At 74.2% G+C, this 21,298-nt stretch carries 20 protein-coding genes; 10 read left to right on the top strand and 10 right to left on the bottom strand.

Annotation, left to right across the window (positions count from 1 at the left end; all coding sequences use genetic code 11):
• The first annotated feature begins 61 nt into the window (after positions 1-61).
• Positions 62-439 (top strand): hypothetical protein, encoded by a 378-nt coding sequence (locus ACGFSH_RS28225; protein WP_393353430.1) that lies wholly within the window; start codon positions 62-64, stop codon positions 437-439.
• Positions 440-538: 99 nt separating this feature from the next.
• Positions 539-2,977 carry a SpoIIE family protein phosphatase gene (locus ACGFSH_RS28230; protein ID WP_393353432.1) on the top strand — a complete coding sequence of 813 codons (2,439 nt, stop codon included), beginning with the start codon at positions 539-541 and terminating at the stop codon, positions 2,975-2,977.
• Positions 2,978-3,024: 47 nt separating this feature from the next.
• Here the strand turns inward: ACGFSH_RS28230 and ACGFSH_RS28235 are convergent, their stop codons facing one another.
• A complete protein-coding gene (locus tag ACGFSH_RS28235) occupies positions 3,025-3,882 on the bottom strand; it encodes a peptidoglycan-binding protein (protein WP_393353434.1) in 858 nt (285 codons plus the stop codon).
• A gap of 95 nt (positions 3,883-3,977) precedes the next feature.
• Positions 3,978-4,805, bottom strand: a complete 828-nt coding sequence (locus tag ACGFSH_RS28240; protein WP_393353435.1) for a hypothetical protein — start codon at positions 4,803-4,805, stop codon at positions 3,978-3,980.
• Positions 4,806-4,972: 167 nt separating this feature from the next.
• On the opposite strand from ACGFSH_RS28240, the gene ACGFSH_RS28245 reads away from it, so the two are divergent.
• From ACGFSH_RS28245 to ACGFSH_RS28260, 4 genes are all read left to right on the top strand, one after another.
• Positions 4,973-5,821 carry a bifunctional methylenetetrahydrofolate dehydrogenase/methenyltetrahydrofolate cyclohydrolase gene (locus ACGFSH_RS28245; protein ID WP_393353436.1) on the top strand — a complete coding sequence of 283 codons (849 nt, stop codon included), beginning with the start codon at positions 4,973-4,975 and terminating at the stop codon, positions 5,819-5,821.
• Positions 5,822-5,960: 139 nt separating this feature from the next.
• On the top strand, positions 5,961-6,695 hold the full coding sequence (locus tag ACGFSH_RS28250; protein ID WP_393353594.1) for a TetR family transcriptional regulator: 735 nt from the start codon (positions 5,961-5,963) through the stop codon (positions 6,693-6,695).
• Between the two features lie 162 nt (positions 6,696-6,857).
• A complete protein-coding gene (locus ACGFSH_RS28255; RefSeq protein WP_329416023.1) occupies positions 6,858-7,271 on the top strand; it encodes a zinc ribbon domain-containing protein in 414 nt (137 codons plus the stop codon).
• Positions 7,272-7,510: 239 nt separating this feature from the next.
• Positions 7,511-10,231 carry an alpha/beta hydrolase family protein gene (locus ACGFSH_RS28260; RefSeq protein WP_393353595.1) on the top strand — a complete coding sequence of 907 codons (2,721 nt, stop codon included), beginning with the start codon at positions 7,511-7,513 and terminating at the stop codon, positions 10,229-10,231.
• Positions 10,232-10,324: 93 nt separating this feature from the next.
• Here the strand turns inward: ACGFSH_RS28260 and ACGFSH_RS28265 are convergent, their stop codons facing one another.
• Positions 10,325-10,705, bottom strand: coding sequence for a PPOX class F420-dependent oxidoreductase (locus ACGFSH_RS28265; protein WP_393353437.1), 381 nt, complete (start codon positions 10,703-10,705; stop codon positions 10,325-10,327).
• Positions 10,706-10,842: 137 nt separating this feature from the next.
• On the opposite strand from ACGFSH_RS28265, the gene ACGFSH_RS28270 reads away from it, so the two are divergent.
• Complete coding sequence (locus ACGFSH_RS28270) at positions 10,843-12,243, top strand: S1 family peptidase (protein ID WP_393353438.1); 1,401 nt, start codon at positions 10,843-10,845, stop codon at positions 12,241-12,243.
• Positions 12,244-12,390: 147 nt separating this feature from the next.
• Here the strand turns inward: ACGFSH_RS28270 and ACGFSH_RS28275 are convergent, their stop codons facing one another.
• The 6 genes from ACGFSH_RS28275 to ACGFSH_RS28300 all read right to left on the bottom strand — a co-directional run bounded on the left by ACGFSH_RS28275 (position 12,391) and on the right by ACGFSH_RS28300 (position 16,976).
• Positions 12,391-12,561, bottom strand: coding sequence for a hypothetical protein (locus ACGFSH_RS28275; protein ID WP_393353440.1), 171 nt, complete (start codon positions 12,559-12,561; stop codon positions 12,391-12,393).
• A 218-nt stretch (positions 12,562-12,779) separates the two neighbouring features.
• On the bottom strand, positions 12,780-13,475 hold the full coding sequence (locus tag ACGFSH_RS28280; protein ID WP_393353441.1) for a L,D-transpeptidase family protein: 696 nt from the start codon (positions 13,473-13,475) through the stop codon (positions 12,780-12,782).
• Between the two features lie 264 nt (positions 13,476-13,739).
• The gene (locus ACGFSH_RS28285) at positions 13,740-14,654 is read right to left on the bottom strand and encodes an SDR family oxidoreductase (RefSeq protein ID WP_393353443.1); all 915 of its coding nucleotides are present in this window, start codon (positions 14,652-14,654) and stop codon (positions 13,740-13,742) included.
• A 131-nt stretch (positions 14,655-14,785) separates the two neighbouring features.
• Positions 14,786-15,415 carry an MBL fold metallo-hydrolase gene (locus ACGFSH_RS28290; RefSeq protein ID WP_329416014.1) on the bottom strand — a complete coding sequence of 210 codons (630 nt, stop codon included), beginning with the start codon at positions 15,413-15,415 and terminating at the stop codon, positions 14,786-14,788.
• Positions 15,415-16,500, bottom strand: coding sequence for an S-(hydroxymethyl)mycothiol dehydrogenase (locus tag ACGFSH_RS28295; protein WP_393353445.1), 1,086 nt, complete (start codon positions 16,498-16,500; stop codon positions 15,415-15,417). The genes ACGFSH_RS28290 and ACGFSH_RS28295 overlap by 1 nt, the downstream gene beginning before the upstream one ends.
• Before the next feature lie 188 nt (positions 16,501-16,688).
• Positions 16,689-16,976, bottom strand: a complete 288-nt coding sequence (locus tag ACGFSH_RS28300; protein ID WP_393353447.1) for a hypothetical protein — start codon at positions 16,974-16,976, stop codon at positions 16,689-16,691.
• A 174-nt stretch (positions 16,977-17,150) separates the two neighbouring features.
• On the opposite strand from ACGFSH_RS28300, the gene ACGFSH_RS28305 reads away from it, so the two are divergent.
• On the top strand, positions 17,151-17,516 hold the full coding sequence (locus ACGFSH_RS28305) for a nuclear transport factor 2 family protein (RefSeq protein WP_329416009.1): 366 nt from the start codon (positions 17,151-17,153) through the stop codon (positions 17,514-17,516).
• Entirely contained in the window at positions 17,504-17,779 is a 276-nt protein-coding gene (locus ACGFSH_RS28310; protein WP_393353449.1) for a hypothetical protein, read from the top strand. Before ACGFSH_RS28305 ends, ACGFSH_RS28310 begins: the two co-directional genes overlap by 13 nt.
• A gap of 46 nt (positions 17,780-17,825) precedes the next feature.
• Here ACGFSH_RS28310 and ACGFSH_RS28315 read toward each other — a convergent pair whose 3' ends face one another.
• Positions 17,826-19,784: an RICIN domain-containing protein gene (locus ACGFSH_RS28315; protein ID WP_393353451.1), complete on the bottom strand. Its 1,959-nt coding sequence runs from the start codon at positions 19,782-19,784 to the stop codon at positions 17,826-17,828.
• A gap of 213 nt (positions 19,785-19,997) precedes the next feature.
• On the opposite strand from ACGFSH_RS28315, the gene ACGFSH_RS28320 reads away from it, so the two are divergent.
• Positions 19,998-21,224 carry a glycosyltransferase gene (locus tag ACGFSH_RS28320; RefSeq protein WP_393353597.1) on the top strand — a complete coding sequence of 409 codons (1,227 nt, stop codon included), beginning with the start codon at positions 19,998-20,000 and terminating at the stop codon, positions 21,222-21,224.
• Positions 21,225-21,298 lie beyond the last annotated feature (74 nt).

The raw sequence follows: 21,298 nt of genomic DNA on the forward strand, positions 1-21,298 counted from the left end.
CCTGGACCGGGGCCGCCCCGAACCGTCGGACCACCGTCACGACGCCACACACCCGGAAGCGATGATCATGACCCTGACGACGACGCGCATCGGCGCGGACTGGCCGTGCCAGGTGAAGACCCCCGGCAGCTACGACTGGGAACGCTCGGCCGCCAAGTGGCTGCGCGAGCTGGTGCCCGCGCGCTACGCGAGCTACCCCGCACTGCTGCGCCACCCGGTCCTGCTCGCCCGCCACGCGCAGATCCAGGTCCAGAACGAGGTCCGGGTGGCCCGCACCGCCCTCCAGACGGCCCGAGCCGACCTGCCCCGGCTGGGCATGCCCGAATCGGTGATCGAGCACACCATCAAGATGTACGCCGCCGAGGTGATGCAGTTGCAGCACATCGCCCGCAGCGTCCGCGCCGTCACCCAGGCCCTGGTGGACCAGAACGGCCGCTGACCAGGGCCGTCCGCTCCCCCGCCGGGGACGCGTCGCTCCTGGCGGGGGCGTTGCCACAAGACCCCGATCGAATCCACGTCCGTGTGCCATGCTCAAGGCGTGACGAGCGAACCCGCCCTGCCGCCGGAATCCGGTGGGGCGCCCGACGTGGCCGCGCTGACCCGGGTGGTGGCACGCCAGCGCGCGGAGATGGACCGCCTGCAGGAACTGGCGGCCGCCTCGGCCGTGCTGGAGCGCGCCAAGGGCGCGCTGATGGCGCAGCGCGGCTGCACGCCGGACGCCGCCCAGGAGGAACTCCAGCGCCGTGCCAGAGCCGGCCGGCGCACGCTGCTGGAGGAGTGCTGGATCTCCCTCGGCTCCCTCGCCTGCCCGGCCGGCGCCGAACCGGCCCTCGCGGCGGCCGACGCGCCGGTCGACGCGCCGACTGAGAACTCCACGCCGCCCGAGAACTCCACGCCGTCCGCCGCCCCCGCTGCGGCAGCGCCGTTCGCCGACGAGGTCGACGCCACCGCCCTGGGCCGCCTGAGCCGCTCACTCGTCCGGGTCGGCACCCCGCAGGACCTCGCCCAGCGTCTGCTGGACCACCTCTCCCCCGACGTGGGCGCCGACGCCGTGATGATCTACGCCCGCACCTCCGGCGGCGGACTCGAACTCCTGGCGCACGCCGGCGTCGACGCCGCCCTGGCCGACCAGTGGAGCCGGGTGCCCCCGGTGAGCGGGCTCGCCGCGCTCGACTCCCTGCGCGCCGACGAGCCGCGCTGGCTGGAGGACCCGCGCAAGGACGCCGAGCAGTACCTGCTCATCGGCGACCGGCCGCAGCTCTGGCAGTCGCGGGCCTGGCTGCCGGTGCGGACCGGCGGCGTCTCCGCGGACGTCGCGGTCGGCGTCCTGCGCCGGCCCGAGGGCGTCTTCACCCCGCACGTGCGGGAACACCTCCTCGCCGTCGCCCAGCTGTGCGCGGGGCCGCTGCGCGCCTTCGTGGCCCGCAGGGCCCCCGCCCTCGGCGCCGTCGCCGACGCCGTGCAGAGCGTGTTCGACCGGCTGTCCGTCGCCGCGGTGCTGCTCGCACCGCAGGCCTGCGACGACGCGGAGGGCGTGGCGGACTTCCGGATCGACGCCGCGACCGGCGGGGCCGTCGACGCCCTCGGCCGCAGCGGACGCGACCTGGTCGGACTGCGCTTCCTGGAGTGCTGGCCGGAGTTCGCCGCCGAACCGCTGTGGCAGGGCTGCCTGCGCGCCCTCGGCGGCGAGGAGGCCTACGAGAGCGAGCCGTTCGCCCGGCAGCAGTCCGTGGCCGGCTCCAGCGAACTGGCCGTCTACACGGCCCGGGCGGCGCGGCTCGGGGACGGCCTGGTCGTCAGCTGGGCCCGCTACGACCCCTCCGACCGGCAGCAGCAGCGCCTCGCCGACGTGCAGCGGCTGGGCAACCTGGGCTGGGCGACCTGGAACCTGGTCACCGGCGAGGGCGACTGGTCCTCGCAGGTCTTCGCCATCCTCGAACGCGATCCCGCCGAGGGCGTCGTCCCGTTGCAGGCGCTCCCCCGCCTCGGCCTGTCCGAGGACGTGCCCGTGCTGGCCCGCGCGGTCGGCGAGCTGGTGCGTCACGGCCGGCCCTGCGACGTCCCGTTCCGGATCGCCACCCGGGAGGGCGTCCGCCATCTGCGGATGGTCGCCGAGGCGATGCCGGACGCCCGGGGCGTCCCCGCCGAGGTGCACTGCTTCGTGCAGGACCTCACCGCACAACGCAACGCCGAACTCGCGCTGGTCGCCAGCGAGCGGGCGATGCTCACCCAGCACGGGGCGCTCCAGGCCGAACGCACCGTGGCCGCCCGCCTCCAGGACGCGCTGCTCCCCCTGCCCGAACAGCCCGTCGAGCTGGCCGGGCTGCGCGTCGACATCGCCTACCTCCCGGCGCAGGCGGGCCTCAACGTCGGCGGCGACTGGTTCAGCGCCATCGAACTGCCCGACGGCGACGCCCTGTTCGTCGTCGGCGACGTGGCCGGGCACGGCATGGGAGCCGTCGCCGCGATGGCCCTGCTGCGCTTCACCGCCAAGGGCATGATCATCACCGGCTCCTCGCTGACCGGAGCGCTCTCCCGGCTCAACGCCCTGCTGCTGCACTCCCGCGACCCGCACGGCTCGGCGACCATGGTCATGGCCCGCTACAGCCCGCGCGAGCACCGGCTGGTGTGGGCGCAGGCCGGGCATCCGCCGCCGCTGCTGGTGCGCGACGGCGAGGCGCGCTACCTGGAGCGGCCCTACGGCATGCTCCTCGGCGCGACCGACACACCCCGCTACGAGGAGGCGGAGGTCGTCCTGCGGCCGGGCGACCGGCTGCTCCTCTACACCGACGGCCTGGTCGAACGGCCCGGGGAGAGCATCGACCGGGGCCTGGAGCGGCTGGCCGGCGCGGCCGGTCCGAACGGCTCCCCGGTCCCCGCACCGCTGGAGCGCCTGCTCGGCGCGCTGCTGGACCCCGACGGCCGCGACGACGTCTGCGTGTGCGACATCCAGGTCCCCGACGACGACGCACCGTAGGACGGCCCGCGAGTCACGGTCCGGCACCGGCCCTGCGCCCTCCGGGATCACCCGGCGGGCGAGGCGGTGCGCGACTCCAGGTCGCGGCGGGTGTCGTCGCCGTAGACCCCGCTCTCGTCGCCGCGGATGCCGTACCAGAGCTGGAACCGCGCCACGGCCGCGGCGAGGACGGTGTCGTAGCGGCCGTCGGCCGGGCCGTGGGCGTACACGTCGGGGATGCGCAGCAGTCGCCGCTGGAGGTCGGTCACCTCAGGACCGCTGTCGCCCTCCCGCAGCGTGCCCGCGCCGTCGGGGTCGGCGGAGGAGGTGGCGGCGGCCGAGGGAACGGGCGGGGCCGCGGCCGTCGGCGGAGGCGTCTCGGCGGCGGCCTCGCCACCGCGGCCCGGCAGCAGGAGCGCGCCCGCGAAGCCCACCAGGGCCGCCGCGCACACGCCCACCGCGATCGCACCGCGCCGCAGCCCCTCCTCGGAGACCGCCCCGGCGGCACGGGCGCGCGCCCGTCCGCCGCCCGCCGCCGTGGCGGCTCCCGGCGCGCTCCGCCCCCGCGCCGCCGGGCCCGTGCCCCGGCCGTCCGGTCCGCGCCGGACGCCGGTTCCTCTCCGGGCGCCGGCGGGCACGGGACCCGGGCGGTCGCGCTCACTCGTCCAGTCCGAGCCGCCCAGCGGCCCCGTCGCGGTCGCCGTGCGCGCGGCGGCCGCGGCGACGGGCGGGAGTTCCTCCGTCCGCGCCTCGCCCCCGGCCGGCGGCGGCAGCGGGATCGCCTCATAGGCGTCGGCGTCCCGGCCGGGCCCGGTCATCTCGCGGATCAGCTCCGCGAGGGCGTCGGTGTTGCGCGGTCGCAGGACCCGGATGGGTTCCAGGACCGGGCGTTCGTGCGGCTGCCCGGTCTCCTCCGGTGTCGGCACGCTCTTCTCCCTCCCGTGGGTCCCCCGGGAGGGATACGGGCGGACGCGCCCCGTGGTTCACCGGACGCGGCGACGCCCCGGCCGGCCCGCGGCGCTCACCCGGCGAGGAAGCGCCGCAGGGAGCGGATCGTCGCGGCGACGAAGGCGTCGCGTCCGGCGTCGTCGAGGGCGTCCAGCGACAGATACGGGTTGAGGTCCTCCAGCTCCACCAGGAGCAGCTCCCCGTCGGGGGCGCGGCAGGCGTCGACGCGCTGGATCCCGTGGGCGAGGCTGTTCCAGTCGACGAAGCGGTGGGCGAACTCCAGGTCGCGCACGGTCGGCTCGTACGGTTCGAGCTGCCAGCGGCGCTCCGGGTCCGGCGCGTACAGGGCGTACTGGAAGTCGTGGTCGACGTAGACGAAGGAGACCTCGTAGCGGAAGTCGACGAACGGCTGGACGAGCGTGGTGCCGTCGGCCGGCGCGGGCAGGTCGTCGGCGTCGACGATCCGCAGGCCCAGGGAGTCCGCGCCCAGCTTGGGCTTGACGACGTACCGGTCGGCCGGGGGCAGCAGGTGGAGGTCCTCGGCGCGGTCGACCGTCGGTATCACCGGGTGCCCCTCGGCGCTGAGGTCGAGGAGGTACTGCTTGCCGAGCATGTCGGCGCGTCCGGTCAGCGGGTTGTAGACCCGTACGCCCTCGCGCAGCGCACGCTCCCGGAAGGCGTCGTACCCGGCCCGGTAGCCGAGGACGGGGCCGCTGTTGCGGACGATCACGCCGTCGAAGGCGCCCATCAGCGCGGCCGCGTCCAGCGGATGGCACAGGGCGAGATCGAACTCCTCGCGCAGCCGGGAGGCGAGGAACACGTCCTCGTCGCCGTAGCGGCGCCCGCGCGCCCGGTAGGCGAGGTCGGTGACATAGAGGAGACGGGAGCGGGCGGCGGACATGGGCGGGTCTCCTGAGGGGCTGCGAAACGGTGCGGAAAGGTTACGTCAGGGGGTGCGGGCGGTCCGGGCGGGGCGGCCGCGGCGGACGGGACTCCTGACCGGCCGGGGGCGGGCGGGTCGTACGATGAAAGGACCGTCGTCTTCTCCCGAAGGGCTCGTCGACTCCCGTGACCACCGCAACACTTCTCGACGGCAAGGCCGCCGCGGCCGACATCAAGAGCGAACTCGCCCTGCGCGTGCAGGCGTTGAAGGAGCGCGGGATCACCCCGGGGCTCGGCACCATCCTGGTCGGCGACGACGCGGGCAGCCGGTCCTACGTCGGCGGCAAGCACCGCGACTGCGCGCAGGTCGGCATCGCCTCCATCCGGGTCGAGCTGCCGGCCGACGCCTCCCAGGCCGATGTGGAGGCCGCCGTGCTGCGGCTGAACGCCGACCCGGCGTGCACCGGCTTCATCGTGCAGCTCCCGCTGCCCGGCCACATCGACACCCATGCCGTGCTGGAGCTGATCGACCCGGTCAAGGACGCCGACGGCCTCCACCCGACGAACCTGGGCCGGCTGGTGCTGGGCAGCCCCGGCCCGCTGCCCTGCACCCCGCGCGGGATCATCGACCTGCTGCGCCGCAACCACGTGCCGATCACCGGCCAGCAGTTCTGCGTCATCGGCTGCGGGGTGACCGTGGGCCGGCCGCTGGGACTGATGCTGACCCGCAGCACCGAGCACGCCACGGTGACCCTGTGCCACGAGGCCACCCAGGACACGGCAGCGCACGCCCGGGAGGCGGACGTCGTGGTGGCCGCGGCCGGCGTCGCGCACCTGGTCAGGCCCGACTGGATCAAGCCGGGCGCGACGGTGCTGAGCGTGGGCCTGACCCGCACGGTCGAGGGCATCCTCGGCGACGTGCATCCCGACGTGAGCGACGTCGCCGGGTCGTTCGCCCCGCCGATCGGCGGGGTCGGACCGATGACCCGCGCGATGCTGCTGACCAACGTCGTCGAGGCGGCGGAGCGCAGCTGACGCCGGGCCCGGCCCCCGGGCCGGGCCCAGAACCGGCAGGCACTCGGTTCCCCCTGGAGGGAACCGAGTGCCATGACATCGGCGCGGGTGTTACGTTCCGTGCATGAGCGCCACTGAGAAGGCGGAGGCCAAGCCGCCGATGCGGGACGCCCTGATCGCGGCGGCCTTCCGGCTGTTCCTGGAGCGGGGCTACGAGCAGACGACCGTCGACGACATCGTGACGCTCGCGGGGGTCGGCCGGCGGTCGTTCTTCCGCTACTTCCCCTCCAAGGAGGACGTGGTCTTCCCCGACCACGAGCGCTGTCTGGCCGACATGACCGCCTTCCTCGCCGCGAGCGGGCCCCGGCACGAGCCGGTGCGCCGCGTGTGCGACGCCGCCCGGCTGGTCCTGCTCATGTACGCGGAGAACCCCTCGTTCTCGGTGCAGCGCTACCGGCTCACCAAACAGGTGCCCGGGCTGCGCGCGTACGAGCTGTCGGTGGTCTGGCGGTACGAGCGCGCCCTCGCCGAGTACCTGCGGGGCCGCTTCTCCGGGCGGCCCGACGGCGACCTGCGGGCCGACGTGATCGCCGCCGCGGTCGTCGCCGCGCACAACAACGCGCTGCGCTCCTGGCTGCGTTCGGACGGCCAGGGCGAGGCGACCGCCACCGTGGACCACGCGCTGGCGTACGTGCGGGCCGCATTCGGCCCTGACCCGGCGCCCGGCCCGGCGTCGGCCCCGGTCCCGCTCGCCGACGAGCCGCCGGACGAGCACGGCGATCCCGCGCGGCGCGCGGCCGAACGCCCCGACGACGTCGTGGTCGTCGTCTCGCGGCGCGGGGCTCCGCTGTGGCGGGTCGTGCAGGAGATCGAGACGGCCCTCGGACGCGACTGACCTCCCTCGATCCCCTCTTTTTTTGGGGGTACGCAGTGCCTTTACGAGTGGCACTGAGTGCCATACCCTGTGGGCGTGCACGGTGGCACGGTCGACCGGGCACGTCCGTGCACGGGTGAGCCGCGCACGTGGATTCCGGCCGAGTGCAGGGAGTTGACCCGCGTGTACCACCACTCAGGAAACGTCGTCCAGCAGGCCGCCGGCTCCGCGGCGGGCCTCCTCGACCGCGCGAGCGCGGACGGCGACACGATCCTCTTCCAGCGCTGCACCTGGTGCGGCACCGCCATGTACCACCGTCTGCTGTGTCCGGTCTGCCAGGGCAGCGACCTGCGCACGGAGCGCAGCGAGGGCACCGGCACGGTGCGCCACGCCACCGTGGTGCACCGCAACACCCCGGCCGCGCGCAACGTGTCGCTCGTCGAGATGGCCGAGGGGTTCGTCGTCCGCGGCCGGGTCATGGGCCCGCTCATCGGCATCCACAGCGGCGACCGCGTCCGCCTGTCGACCGTCAAGGACCCGGTGCGGGGCGAGCCGGTCTTCCAGCTCCTCGACGAGCCGTACCGAGCCTGGCACTAGGCGTCGCCCGCCGCACGGTCACCGCGGTCCCCCGGTCCCCCGGTTCTCCGGGTGTCCGGATCCGGGCCCTGACGCGGACGCAATCCCTCGTCACAGGCAACCCACAGGTCCCGCTTCACTTCCTCCGAACCGCGAGGGGCTCCCGGTACGGACGGGGCTCCCGCGCTCCGAGTGGTGAGGAGTGGACCTTGAACCGTGCCCGGCGAATAGGTGTCACCGCCGTGGCCGCGCTCGCGGCCATGGCGGGAACACCCGGACTGGCACAAGCCCGCCCACCGTCCCAGGCGAGGCCGCCGGCCGCGCCCGCCGACAGCGCGCTGCCCCCGGGCTGGCGTGTGGCCGGCGAGGGCGCGGCCCGTCAGCTGGTGTGGCGCTCGCCCCGGCCCGTGCCGCCCGGCGACGCCCGGGTGGAGTTCCATGCGGGCGACCGGCTGCTCGGGGCTCCGCGGCCGGGCAGCGACGGCCGCACGTTCCGGCTGCCGCTCGACGCGGCCGGCGGCGCCCCCCTGAAGGACCTGCGAGTGCTCGCCAGCGGACGGCGGCTGGACGCACCCGCCGCCGAGACGGCCCCCGGGCACCGGCGTTCGCGCACCGCGCCGCGGCTCCCCGCCCCGCCCGCGGCGAACGCCGTGGACCCCGGCAGACCGGGCCCGTACCGCACGCTCTCCGGCGAGTACGGCCTGACCCCGGTGCGCCTGCCGGGCTACGACCGGCCCGTCGAGATGCGGGCCGTCGTCGTCGCCCCGAAGGGCGCCACCGGCAGGCGGCCGCTCGCGCTGTTCCTGCACGGCCGTCACGCGACCTGCTACAAGCCGGGCGCGGAGGACGACGTGAACATCGACTGGCCCTGCCCCGCGGGGACGAAGGAGATCCCCAGCCACAAGGGCTATCTGAAGGACCAGCGGCTGCTCGCCTCCCAGGGGTACGTCACCGTCTCGATCTCGGCCAACGGCGTCAACGGGCAGGACTGGACGGCCGAGGACGCCGGCGCGCAGGGCCGTTCCTCCCTGGTCCGCCGTCATCTCGCCCACTGGGCCGACTGGGCCGCCCACCCGGGCAAGGCCCCGGCCGTGGTGCGCGAAGCCCCCCGGGCCGACCTGTCCAGGGTGCTGCTCGTCGGGCACTCGCGCGGCGGCGAGGGCGTCAACCGGGCGGCCATGGACAGCCTGTACCCGCCGCCGCCCGCCCAGGACGGCTACCGCGGCCCGGTCCGCTGGAAGATCCGCGGGACGGTGCTCATCGGACCGACGATCTTCGGCCAGAATCCGGTCGCTGACGTCCCCTCGACGACCATCCTGCCCGGCTGCGACGGCGACGTCTCCGACCTCGAGGGCGAGACCTACCTCGACGGGACGCGCGGCGTCAGCCGGGGAACCGCCCTGCACAGCGCCGTCTACGTGGTCGGCGCCAACCACAACTTCTTCAACAGCGAGTGGACCCCCGGACAGTCCGAGGCCCCGGCCTCGGACGACTTCTACGACGAGCCGGGCTCCCCGGACCCGGTCTGCTCGGCGGACGCCCCGACCCGGCTGGGCGCCGACGCCCAGCACCAGGCCGGCGCGACCTACATCGCGGCCGCAGCCCGGCTGTTCGTCGGCGGCGACGACCGGGTGCGGCCCTTGCTGGACGGCACCGGACGGAGCGCGCCCTCCGCGGGGCCGGCCCGCGTCCTGACGCACGCGGTCGGCGCCCGGCGCACGGGCGGCTTCCTGCCCGGCGACGGGGTGAAGGTGACAGGCGCCCGCGTGTGCCGGGCCGACTCCGACCCGGCGAAAGCCTGTCTGGGCGAGGACGCCGTGGGCATGTCCCCCCACTTCGGGTGGTGGGACCTGGAGACGGACAGCGCCAAGCGCGCGGTCGCCATGCGCTGGTCCGCGCCGGGCGGGCCGACGAGGATCACGTCCGCCGCGCCGGTCTCCCTCGCGGGCGCGAAGAGCCTGGCGCTGCGCGTGTTCGTGCCGCCGAACAGCGTCGGCACCGCGCTGGACGTGGCCGTCACCGACGCCTCCGGCCGCCGCGCCGACCTCGGCCGGGTCACCGCCGACGGGCTGCCCGGCTCGCCGCGTACGGCCTCGTACTGGGCGCGTGAACTGCGGGTGCCGCTGACCGCCGCGACCCGCGCCGGGCTCGACCTGCGGCATGTCAGGTCGCTGTCCCTGACGCCGCGTTCGGCGTCAGGGCAGGCGTGGTTCATGGACGCCTGGGGCTGGGCTCCCGGCACGCCCGCGGTGAAGGCGGCGGCGCTGCCGCGCGTCGACGTGGGGCGGCTCACGGTGCGGGAGGGCGATTCCGGCGCCCGCACCTACCACGTGCCGGTCCGGGTGTCCGGACACGGCGCCGGCACGGCCCGCTTCTACGTGGTCGATCCCCTGACCGGCACGGCGACGGAGAAGGTGGTGCGGGTCCGGCCCGGCGTCACCCCCGTCGACGTGCGGGTCGAGGTGCGGGGCGACACGCTCTTCGGGGCCGACGAGGAGCACAACCTGCTGGTGAAGGCCGTGCGCGGCGCGGTCGTCGGCTCCCACCGGGGCGGGGTCACGGCGCACAACGACGACCCGGCGCCGGCGGTGACCCTGACGCCCGCCGTCCGGGCGGCCGAGGGCGAGCCGCTGACCTGGCGGGTCTCGCTCTCCGCGCCCGCCGAGGTCCCCCTGTGGTATCCGGTGCGGCTGCTGCCGGTCGTCGGCGGGGCCGAGCTGTCCACAAAGGACGTGGACCCGCGCTGGCTGGAGGATGTCTCCGGGCACCGGCCCGACCCCGAACTCCCGCTGTCCCGGGTGGAGCTGTACACCGGGCCCGATCTGCCGGCCGGCGCCACGAGCACGGAGTTCACCGTTCCGACCGTGCGGGACCAGGTGGCCGAGCCCGAGGAGTCGGTGCGCCTGACACTGACGGACGAGGCGGGCGAGCCGCTGCCGGACGTCCCGACCGCGACCGGAACGGTCGTGGACGCGCCGTGACGCACACCGCCCGCGCACATCGCCCGCACACCGGGCGGCGGCGCAGGGGCGCGTGGGGGCACGGGCCGCATGGTCCGTGCCCCCACGCGCGTCTCACAGCGTGATGCGGATCCCCACGGTTCCGTCCGCGCCGCGGCGCAGCCGGCTGCCGAGCAGGGTGAGCCGGCCCACGACGCCGTACTTGCGGGCCAGCAGGGTGCGGTAGCGGGCGGTGGTGTGCGCGTCGCAGATCTCCGCCCTCCCCGGCACCTGTTCGCCGGTGGGCCGCCCGCGGACGTCGCACGGGCCGACCAGCACGTCGCCGCGGGCCCGGATGCGCTTGACCTTCCAGGCGTCGGCGGCCGACCAGGCCCCGAGGGCGTCGCCGTCGCGCACCACCCACACGGGGGTGGCGACCCCGGTCCCGTTCTTCCGGTAGCTGGTGATCAGCAGGTACTTGCCCGCGGCCAGCCGGTCGATCGCCTTGTCGTCCATGCCCGCAGTGTAGGCGCGAGGTGATCGCTTCCCCGCTGAACGCTGCACCGACCCGGCACGTATCCAGATGAGGGTGCTCAACGACCGGAGCGCCCCGCGGTGTTGAGGCCGCGCGTTGAGGGTTTCGGGAGCCATGCATGAGGCACGTACGACGACGGACCGTCCGGCGAGTGACCCGGCTGGCGGCGGTCGGCGGACTCCTCCTGGGAGGGGCCATGGTCACGCAGGCGGCCATGGCGAGCGAACCGCCCGCCGCCACGGCGACGGTGCGCAGCGCCGCCGAGCCCGTCGTCAGCAATCCGGGGGCGGCGCTCGTCGGCAAGCTCGGCACCGCGCGCACCGCCGGAACCTGGATCGCGGACGACGGACGGCCGGTGGTCGCGGTCACCGACGACAAGACGGCGGAGGCGGTCCGCGCGGCGGGCGTCGAGGCGAAGGTCGTCGCGCACAGCATGAACGAGCTCAAGTCGGCCACGGCGACCCTGCGGTCCGCGCCCAAGGTGCCGGGCACCGCCTGGGTGATGGACTACCGGACCAACCAGGTCGTCGTGCGGGCCGACAGCACGGTGTCGGCCGCCGACTGGTCGCGGCTGACGGACACGGCCGCCGGCATCGGCAGTTTCGTGCGCATGGAGCGCACCGCGGGCAAGTTCACCACCCGCATCAACGGCGCGCAGCCCATCCTGTCGACCGGCGGACGCTGCTCGGCCGGCTTCAACGTGACGGACGGCAAGAGCGACTACATCCTCACCGCCGGGCACTGCGGGCCCACCGGTTCGACCTGGTTCGCCGACAACCAGGCCGAGCGGCAGGTGGGACAGACGGTGAACTCGAACTTCCCCGGCAGCGACTTCTCCCTGGTGCAGTACGCGAACGGCAAGGCGGGCGACGGTGCGGACGTCGTGGCCATCGGCAACGGCAACGGGGTGCGCATCACGGGCGCCGGTGACGCGGCCGTGGGCCAGCGGGTGTTCCGCAGCGGCAGCACCAGCGGGCTGCACGACGGTCAGGTCACCGGCCTGGACGCGACGGTGAACTACCCCGAGGGCACGGTCGGCGGGCTCATCGAGACCAACGTGTGCGCCGAACCGGGCGACAGCGGCGGCCCGATGTTCTCCGACGGCATCGCCCTCGGCGTCACCTCCGGCGGCAGCGGCGACTGCAGGACGGGCGGCACGACGTTCTTCCAGCCGGTCACGAACGCGCTGGCCCAGCTCGGCGGCGTCCAGCTGATCGTGGCCGCGCCCTCCGCGGGGGCCCAGGGCGGCAATCCGGCGCCGTCGGGCGGTCCCGCGCCCGCCTCCTCCCCCACCCAGGCGGCGATCGCGCCGGGTTCCGCCTCTCCCGGCACGACGACGCCGGTGACGGGCGGCGCGGGCGACGTGTCCCTGGCCGCGCGGCTGACCGACCCGAGGAACATCGGTCCGGGGCTGCTGGTCATCGCCGGCAGCATGGTCGCCCTCGTCGCGACCCGGTACTTCCGCGCCGAGCAGGACCGCAAGGCCTATCAGCGCTATTACTCGGCGACCTGGGGGTGAGACGGGTGAGCCCCGCCACAGTCACGGGCGGGGCTCATGCGAGGGGCGCTCGCGGGTCCGGGTTCGTTCCCGGGGGATTCGTTCAGGGCGGGGTCGCGAGGAGCGGCCCCGCGGTCGGGCGGCCGGGGCGGCCCGAGGGATCGGCCGTCAGGCCGCTTCGGCGGGCTGGGGAGCGGCGGCCCACTCCAGGACGAGCCGCTGGTACTCCTCGCGCTGCTCGACGCTCAGTGTCCCGCCCGACCGGAACCACAGGGCCCGGATCTCCTCGTTGACCTCGGCCGCCGATCGCTCGGAGCGGGTTTCAACAGTGGTGGACATGGTGTGAATCTTAGGGCGTCCGGCGTGAAGGCCACGTGAGTCATCCCGAACGAAGCGGACAAATCGGACGTGTTACTGATCACGTCCCCATCTGTCAACCCCTTGAGCACAGTTCATCCGGACGACGCGCCCGCCCCCGCGCACGCGCCGCCCGGCGCCCCGGGCGCCGCGGCCCGGGTCGCCCTGGCGCCCGGGCCGCCGCGGGTGCGTCCGCGCTCTCAGGTTCCCGGCTTGCGGCCGTAGACGAAGACGTCGTCGCCGGTCTTCAGCAGGGACCAGTACTTCTTGGCGGCCGTCGACGTCATGTTGACGCAGCCGTGGGAGCCCGGCGGGTTCCACATGCTCACGCCGACCGAGTGGAAGGCCTGTCCGCCGTCGAAGAACTGGCTGTACGGCATCGACACGTTGTAGATGGTCGAGACGTGGTTGAGGTGGCGCCAGTAGATCTTCTTCAGACCGGTGCGCGTCTCGTACCCGTCGCGGCCGGTGCGGACGGGGACGGGCCCGTAGACGAGCCGGCTGCCGTCCTGGATCCAGCTGATCTGAAGGGTGAGGTTCACGCAGGCGATGCGGCCCTTGTTGGTCGGGCAGGCGCCCGCCTTGTTGGGCTTGTTGCCGACCGCCTTCTGCTTGTTCATGAGGTTCATCACGCCCCAGGTGACCGGCCCGGCGTAGCCGATGTTGGGCGTGATGCCGTGCTTGTTCTGGAAGGCGCGGATGGCGCTGCAGTCGGCGCTCGACTGCTTGCCGTCGACGGGCCGTCCGAGGAACTTCTCCACCTGCTTCTGGTACGGCCCGGCCTGCGTCGTACAGCTCGCGGCCTGCGCCGGCGCCGCGCCCAGCGCGAGCGTGAGCGGCGCTACGAGTCCCGTGACCCCCAGCGCGACGACCCCTCGTCTGCGTATGTCCCCCATGGCTGCCCTCTCCCTGGCATGGTGTGTCGTTCTCGCAGTCGTAGACAGCTGCGCGCAGGCGGCGGTTGTACGCCGGGGCCGGCTGTGACGAAACGGTGAACTTCACCACCCCGCCCCGCCTGCTGCCTCTGCCCCGCCCCGCCTGCTGCCTCTGCCCCGCCCGCGTGCCGGCGCGGCTCCGTACCGCGTCCGCCGCGCAGCCTACGGCGGGCCCCCGCCGCCGCCACCGCCGGGCCCCCTGCGGCCCGGACGGCTCGGACCGCATCACCGATAGCCGGTGGCGTCCGCCGGCTTTCCCGCGTCCTGGACCTCGACCAGATAGCGCCAGGCGTCCGGGCGGCTCCCGTCGAGATCGGTGAAGCCGTACTCCCGCGCGAGGCCGCCGCTGGAGAGGGACCGCCCGTTGAACCGGGCGACGCCGGGGTCGGCGGCGAGGGCGGCGACGGCCCGGCCGACGAAGCGGGGCGTCTCGGAGATCGCGAAGTGCGGGACGCGGCCGAGGGCGTCGCGCCAGTTGTCCTCGCGGACGCCGAACTGGTCGAGCATCAGCTCCGAGCGCATCCAGCCCGGCGTGAGCGCGACGGCGGTGGCCCCGCGCGGCCCGATCTCGTGGGCGAGGGCGAACGCCATGCGCAGGACGGACGTCTTGGCGAGGTCGTAGAACAGGTTCACGCGGTAGGTGTCGCGGTTGTACTCGGCGGTGCCGTCGGTCATCTCGACCACCAGGCCGCCCGGCCGGCGCAGCAGCAGCGGGAGCGCGTGGTGGCTGGTGACGGCGTGCGTCTCCACGGCGAGGCGGAGCAGCCGCAGTCCGTTGTCGAGGTCGTGCTCCCAGACCGGGGTGTCCCACTCGAAGAGGTGCTCGGCGCCCCAGATGTCGTTGACGAGGACGTCGAGGCGGTCCTGTTCCCGGGCGATGCGGTCGACGAGGGCGCTCACCCGGACGGGGTCGAGATGGTCGGTGGGGACGGCGATGCCCCGGCCGCCCGCCTCGGTGACCAGGTCGGCGGTGTCCTCGATCGTCTCGGGGCGGTCGTACTCCGAGCGCCTCTCGCGGGTGGTGCGGCCGGTGACGTACACGGTGGCGCCGGCCGCCCCCAGTTCCACGGCGATGCCCCGTCCCGCGCCCCGGGTGGCCCCCGCCACCAGTGCGACCTTGCCTTGCAGCGGCCCAGACATGTCCGGCCTCCCTGTTCCCGTCGTCCTCGCGGCAGTGGTGTCGCCTCGATGGTCCAGGGAAAGCCGGACGTCTTCTGTCGCCTTTCGCGGCGCTCACCCGGTCGGGTACGGGCCGCGTGGCGCGCCGTGGGTCAGTGCCCCCGGGCGATCCACTCGTCCAGGTGCGGCGCCTCGGCCCCGACGGTGGTCTCGTCCCCGTGTCCGGTCAGCACCCGCGTCTCGGGCGGGAGGGCGAGCAGCCGCTCCCTGATGGACGTGATGATCGTCGGGAAGTGGGAGTAGGAGCGGCCGGTGGCGCCGGGGCCGCCCTGGAACAGGGTGTCGCCGCTGAACAGGACCCCGAGTCCCGGGTCGTACAGGCACACCGCGCCGGGCGCGTGCCCGGGCGTGTGCAGGACGGTGAGGTCGGCGCCGGCCGCCTCGATGACCTGGCCGTCGGCGAGGTGGGCGTCCGGCTCCCGGTCGGGGTGGGTGAGCTTCCACAGCGGGAGGTCGTCGGGATGGAGCCAGATGGTCGCGCCCGTGAGGTCCGCGAGGGCGGGCGCCGCGCCGACGTGGTCGTTGTGGGCGTGGGTGCAGACGATGGCGGTCAGCCGCCGGTCGCCCACGGCCTCGGCGATGGCGGCGGCGTCGTGGGCGGCGTCGATGACGACGGCCTCGTGGTCGTCGCCGACGATCCACACGTTGTTGTCCACGTCCCAGGTGCCGCCGTCGAGGGTGAACCGGCCCGACGTGACGAGACGTTCGATGCGCGCGGCCATCACAGCACCACCACCGAGCGCAGGACGTCTCCCTGGTGCATCCGCTCGAACGCCTTCTCGACCTCGTCCAGGGCGATCGTCTCGGTGACGAAAGCGTCCAGGGGCAGACGGCCCTGGAGATGCAGGTCGATCAGCATGGGGAAGTCGCGGGAGGGCAGGCAGTCGCCGTACCAGGACGACTTCAGCGCACCGCCGCGCCCGAACACGTCCAGCAGGGGCAGTTCGAGCTGCATCTCCGGAGTGGGCACGCCCACCAGGACGACCGTTCCGGCGAGGTCGCGGGCGTAGAAGGCCTGCTTGTAGGTCTCCGGGCGGCCCACCGCCTCGATCACCACGTCCGCCCCGAACCCGCCGGTCAGCTCGCGGATCGCCTCGACCGCGTCCGCCGACCGCGAGTTGACGGTGTGCGTGGCGCCCATGGCGCGCGCCGTCTCCAGCTTGCGGTCGTCGACGTCCACGGCGATGATCCTCGCCGCACCCGCCAGGCGGGATCCCGCGATCGCCGCGTCGCCCACGCCGCCGCAGCCGATGACCGCGACCGAGTCTCCCCGGCCGACGTTGCCGGTGTTGATCGCCGCGCCGATCCCTGCCATGACCCCGCAGCCCAGCAGCCCCGCCACCGCAGGCGACACCGACGCGTCCACCTTGGTGCACTGCCCCGCCGCCACCAGCGTCTTCTCCGCGAACGCGCCGATGCCCAGCGCAGGCGACAGCTCCGTGCCGTCGAGGAGCGTCATCCGCTGTCGCGCGTTGTGGGTGTCGAAGCAGTACCACGGACGCCCCCGCAGGCACGCCCGGCACCGCCCGCACACGGCACGCCAGTTCAGGACGACGAAGTCCCCGGGCGCGACGTCGGTGACGCCGTCGCCGACCGACTCCACGACACCGGCGGCCTCATGACCGAGCAGGAAGGGGAACTCGTCGTTGATCCCGCCCTGTTTGTAGTGCAGGTCGGTGTGGCACACCCCGCAGGCCTGGATCTTCACCACGGCCTCGCCCGGACCGGGATCCGGGATCACGATCGTCTCCACGCGCACCGGCTCGTCCCGGCCCGGCGCGATCACTCCGCGCACTTCCTGCGGCATGCTGCAGCCCCTTTCTTCGTCGGACGTCCGTCCCGGTGCCGACCCTACGCGTGCGGGATCGTTCCGGGCACGGGCAACGTGGCCGGAGCGGCCGCACGCGGTGCGCGGGCGGCGCCGCGCGGGCCTGCGGGGGAACGGGTGCGGGGGCCGTCCGATGGTCCGGACGGCCCCCGCGGGAGGTGCGACGCTCAGGTCAGCAGTCCGGTCACCGGGGCGACGAGGTCCGTGACCTGGTGCAGTTCGTTCAGCTGCTGGAGCTGGGTCACCTTGTTCAGCTCGCCGAGCTGGCGGGAGACCGGCGGGAGTTCGGCCCGGTGCTCCGCCGGGATCTGGTCCGCGACGACCGTGTCGAGCGTGGTCATCGGGTTGAGCTGTCCGGCGGCCGGGGCGTCGGCCGCGCTCGCCATGGGCGCCGCGAGGCCCGTGACTCCTGCGGCGAGGGCGGCGATTGCGGCGATGCGTCGAGTGGAGATCATGCCCTCAGCAACGCCGTGGAGGCCGCCGGGGTCACGGGCGGGAGCCCGCGCTCACCCGACAGGCGCAGACGCCCGGCCCCGCTTGCCGAGCCCGGCGGGCGGGAGGAGTCTCGAAGGTGAGGGTCCGGCGGTCCGCCCCTTCCACCTGGGCCACGGCCCTCGGAGGAGGTCACCATGGGCACCGCGGCAGGCTCCGCCTTCGACACCGAGACCCTGCGCAGGGGCATCGAAGGACGGACCCCGACGACATTGCTGTCGCTCTACGCCGACGACGCGGAGATCCGTGTCGTCGACCACCAGGCGCAACCGAGCCACCCCAGGACGCTGCACGGCCGGGACGAGATCGCCCGCATGCTCGACGACGTCTACAGCAGGGACATGACCCACAAGCTGGAGGACTGCGTCGTCCAGGGCGACCGGGCCGCCTACAGCGAGTCCTGCCGGTACGCGGACGGCGTGCGTGTGCTGTCCGAGTCGATGATCACCCTGCGGGACGGCAAGATCGTCGAGCAGACGATGATCCAGGCATGGGACGAGTAGGGAGGAAGACCGCGACGGTCCAGGTCACCTCTCGGCTGACCTGGACCTTCTCGGCGACGGCGCGGCTGGGCCGGTCGCGCGCGACCGGCTCGCGGCCCCCCGCCCCGGTTTCGACGGCTTCGGCGGCGTCGGCGGCTTCGGCGGTGGGCCGTCGCGTCGGCGTCGTCCTGCTGTGGACGGCGTTGCGGGCGGCGCGCCACCGCCGTTGTGCGCCGACCGCGTCCCCGCGCGCCGTCCGGGCGCGCCGCGGCCGCCGCCGCTGAGCCGCGGCGCCCCGCCTCGCCTCGATTCAGCCGGTTCAGGCCGCGTTCAGCCGAGGGTCCACTTCTGGTTGTCCGCTCCGGCGCACGACCACAGCACGATCGGCGTGCGGTTGGCCGTGGCCGCCCCGTTCGCGTCGAGGCACAGACCCGCGTTGACGTTGGTGATCGTGCCGTCGCCGTTGACGTTCCACTTCTGGTTGCTCTGGCCGGTGCAGTCCCAGATCACGACCTTGGTGCCGTTGGCGGTGCCGTGGTCGTAGGCGTCGAGGCACTTGTTGCCGTACACCACGAGTTCCTTGCGGGAGGTGTACGTCCAGGCCTGGTTGGAGCCGCCGTTGCAGTCCCAGATCTCGGCCTGCGTGCCGTTGGCGACGGTGGAGTCGAACATGTCCAGGCAGCGGCCGGACTGCTTGCCGACGACCAGGCTGCCGTTCGCGCCGGGCAGGGGCCTGACCGTGATGTCCGCGAGGGCGGGGGCGCCGGTGAAGGCGAGCGTGTTGGCGGAGCCCTTGGACAGGGCGACCTGCACGGAGATCGTGCCCTGGGCGGATCCCGTCGGCGGGAACGAGACGGTCGTCGCGGTCTGGCCGTTGACCTTCAGGGTCGCGGTGCGCGCGGTGGCGGCGGTGTTGGTGTAGGCGACGTCGACGACCTTCAGGCCGGTGCTGCCGGCGACCACGCCGGAGAAGGCCGACGTGCCGGTGTAGGTGCTGCCGGGCGCCTCCGTGCCGCCGCTGACGGTGAGCAGGACCGAACCGCCCGCCGGCACGTTGGCCGTGTAGCCCGTGGCGTACGAGCCGACGTCGGCGCGGGCCCACGGGTCGCGGACGGCGGCGGAGGCGTCGGTCAGGCCCAGGTCGGTCCAGCGGGCGGTGATGTTCGCGGCGGCGGAGGTGCGGTTGAGGAGCACGAGGGCTCGTCTGCCGGAACCGGCCAGGACCTTGCCGTAGACCTGGAGCCCGCCGGCGTCCTCGGCGACCTTGACGCCCTGCAATCCGCGGGCGTCCTGGTCGACGGCGACGACCTCGGGGTTCTTCAGGATGTCCGCCGTCTGCGCCGTCATCGTGGTGAGGTCGTTGCCGGCGAGTAGCGGCGCGCCGGAGATCGCCCACAGGTTCATGTGGGTGCGGTTCTGGGCGGCGGTGAAGCCGTCCATGCCGACCATCAGCATGTCCGGGTCGTTGTAGTAGCCGGTGTGCTGGGCGGTGGGGTGCACGTTGCGGTCGTAGTTGGTCAGCAGGTTGGTCATGGACGGCTTGTTGCCGTACAGGATGATGTCGTCGTTGGTCCGCCACATCGCCCCCTGTCCCGGCGCCCAGTTCCACGGGTTCTGCCGGCCCCAGTTGCACAGCGAGAGGGTCATCGGGCGGCCGGTGGCGGCCGTGGCCGTGGCGATCGCGTCGCTGACGGCCCGGTACGTCGTCGCCGCGTCGAGCTTCTCGGCGTCGCCGCCGCACCAGTCGACCTTGACGAAGTCGAAGCCCCACTGGGAGAACCGGAGCATGTCCTGGTCGTAGTGGCCCTCGCTGCCGCTGCCGGGGGCGGCGGGGCGGCCGGTCGGGTAGTAGTAGCCGCAGCCGTCCTTGCCGGCGTCGGTGTAGATGCCGGCCTTCAGGCCCTTGGCGTGGATGTAGTCGGCGATGGCCTTCATGCCGCCGGGCCATTCGGACTCGTCGACGGTGATGTTGCCGGCGCTGTCGCGGGTGCCCTGCCACCAGCCCTCGTCGATGTTCACGTACCGGTATCCGGCCGCCGGCAGGCCCGAGGCGACGAAGGCGTCGACCTGCCGTTTGATGACGTTGTAGTCGATCTTCGCGGCGAAGCTGTTCCAGGAGGCCCAGCCCATCGGGGCGGCCGGCACGGCGATCTGGCGCGAGGTCGCGGCCTGGGCCGGGCCGGGCTGGGCGAACAGCAGGGCGGCGGTCGCCGTCAGCAGGAGGGCGAGTGCCCGCGCGGCGGCGGACCGGACGCGTGGGAGGAGGCGGGAGCGGGGTGGGGGAAACATGCGGCGACTCCGTCATCAAGCTTCGACATATCGAACGAGGATCGGCTTACCGAACATGGTGCGGGCCGAAGGTAGGGCCGCCCGAGAGCGAAGTCAACGAGCGCGACAGAAGTGACGCACCCTCAGATCGGGTTCCCCCGGCAGGCATTCGCCGATTGTCGCGGCCCACCGCGGCTTCGCGCCGCCATACTGTCCGACGTGCGAGTGGCCATCATGACGGCGGGATCCCGGGGCGACGTGGCCCCCTTCACTGGACTGGGCCATGCCCTGGTGCGCGCCGGGCACCAGGTCACCCTGGTCACCCATGCGCGGTTCGCGCCGCTGGTGGCCGGCTCGGGGGTGGACTTCCACGCGCTGCCGCTGGATCCGCGCGCCGAGCTGGAGTCCGCCCGGGGCCGGGGACTGCACCGCAGCTCGACCGGTCCCGGCAAGCTGCTGCGGGTCGGCCGGATGGCCCGGTCGCTGGTCGGCGCGATGACCGACGACCTGATCACCGCCGCCCGGGGCGGCGACGCCCTGCTGGTGTCCGCCTCGCTGGCCCCGCTCGGGCACACCATCGCCGAGGGCCTGTCCCTGCCCAGCCTCGACCTCTGCCTCCAGCCCTTCGCGCCCACCCGGGAGTTCGCGCCGCCGATGCTGGGCGGAGGCTCCTGGGGGCCGGTCGGCAACCGGCTGGCCGCGCACGGCGTCGGCCTGGGCGTCGAGCGGATCTTCGCCTCGGTCGTGCCGGCGGTGCGGGCCCGGCTGGGCCTGCCCGCCGCGCCCCGCGTCCCGTGGGCCCGGCGCCGGACGGGCAGGCCCGCCCTGCACGGCTTCAGCCCGCTGGTGGTCCCCCGCCCCCTGGACTGGCGCACGGAACTGGACGTCACCGGGTACTGGTGGCCCTACGACCGCGAGACGCGCCTGCCGGCCGCGCTCCGGACGTTCCTCGACGCCGGACCGCCGCCGGTCTTCGTCGGCCTGGGCAGCGCGACCGTGCCCGACCCCCGGCGGCTCAGCGCCGAGATCGTCCGCGCGCTGCGGCGGGCGGGACTGCGCGGGGTGATCCAGCGGGGCTGGGCCGGCCTCTCGGCCGACGGCGACGACATGCTGACGGTCGACGACGTCCCGCACGCGCTGCTCTTCCCGGAGACGGCCGCGGTGGTCCACCACTGCGGGGCGGGCACCACGGCGGCCGGCGTGCGGGCCGGGGTGCCGGCGGTGCCCGTGCCGATCCAGTTCGACGAGGCCTTCTGGGCCGGCCGCCTGGTCGCGCTCGGCGTGGCCCCGGCCGCACTCCCCCTGCGCCGCCTGACCGCCGACACCCTCACCGCCGCACTGATCCGCGCCACCCGCACCCCCGAACACCGCGAGCGCGCCCGCGCACTGGGAACCCTGGTACGCGCGGAGGACGGGACGGTGCCCGTGGTCGAGGCGGTGGGCCGCTGGGCAGGCCCATGACGCAGGGCGCCATCGGCCGGGCGCCACTCACCTGCTGTCATGCGCCGGGTGTTCCGCGTTCCGTGTCGCGCGCC

The organism is Streptomyces sp. NPDC048481 (assembly GCF_043200075.1).
Classification (GTDB): Bacteria; Actinomycetota; Actinomycetes; order Streptomycetales; family Streptomycetaceae; genus Streptomyces.

Excerpts from the sequence above, each read along its gene's own strand:
- ACGFSH_RS28300 (WP_393353447.1), bottom strand. The coding sequence starts at position 16,976 with ATGATCTCCACTCGACGCATCGCCGCAATCGCCGCCCTCGCCGCAGGA.
- ACGFSH_RS28295 (WP_393353445.1), bottom strand. The coding sequence starts at position 16,500 with ATGCCGCAGGAAGTGCGCGGAGTGATCGCGCCGGGCCGGGACGAGCCG.
- ACGFSH_RS28260 (WP_393353595.1), top strand. The coding sequence starts at position 7,511 with ATGGCGGGAACACCCGGACTGGCACAAGCCCGCCCACCGTCCCAGGCG.
- ACGFSH_RS28290 (WP_329416014.1), bottom strand. The coding sequence starts at position 15,415 with ATGGCCGCGCGCATCGAACGTCTCGTCACGTCGGGCCGGTTCACCCTC.
- ACGFSH_RS28285 (WP_393353443.1), bottom strand. The coding sequence starts at position 14,654 with ATGTCTGGGCCGCTGCAAGGCAAGGTCGCACTGGTGGCGGGGGCCACC.
- ACGFSH_RS28270 (WP_393353438.1), top strand. The coding sequence starts at position 10,843 with ATGAGGCACGTACGACGACGGACCGTCCGGCGAGTGACCCGGCTGGCG.
- ACGFSH_RS28240 (WP_393353435.1), bottom strand. The coding sequence starts at position 4,805 with ATGTCCGCCGCCCGCTCCCGTCTCCTCTATGTCACCGACCTCGCCTAC.
- ACGFSH_RS28225 (WP_393353430.1), top strand. The coding sequence starts at position 62 with ATGATCATGACCCTGACGACGACGCGCATCGGCGCGGACTGGCCGTGC.
- ACGFSH_RS28265 (WP_393353437.1), bottom strand. The coding sequence starts at position 10,705 with ATGGACGACAAGGCGATCGACCGGCTGGCCGCGGGCAAGTACCTGCTG.
- ACGFSH_RS28315 (WP_393353451.1), bottom strand. The coding sequence starts at position 19,784 with ATGTTTCCCCCACCCCGCTCCCGCCTCCTCCCACGCGTCCGGTCCGCC.
- ACGFSH_RS28280 (WP_393353441.1), bottom strand. The coding sequence starts at position 13,475 with ATGGGGGACATACGCAGACGAGGGGTCGTCGCGCTGGGGGTCACGGGA.
- ACGFSH_RS28275 (WP_393353440.1), bottom strand. The coding sequence starts at position 12,561 with ATGTCCACCACTGTTGAAACCCGCTCCGAGCGATCGGCGGCCGAGGTC.
- ACGFSH_RS28310 (WP_393353449.1), top strand. The coding sequence starts at position 17,504 with ATGGGACGAGTAGGGAGGAAGACCGCGACGGTCCAGGTCACCTCTCGG.
- ACGFSH_RS28320 (WP_393353597.1), top strand. The coding sequence starts at position 19,998 with ATGACGGCGGGATCCCGGGGCGACGTGGCCCCCTTCACTGGACTGGGC.
- ACGFSH_RS28305 (WP_329416009.1), top strand. The coding sequence starts at position 17,151 with ATGGGCACCGCGGCAGGCTCCGCCTTCGACACCGAGACCCTGCGCAGG.
- ACGFSH_RS28250 (WP_393353594.1), top strand. The coding sequence starts at position 5,961 with ATGCGGGACGCCCTGATCGCGGCGGCCTTCCGGCTGTTCCTGGAGCGG.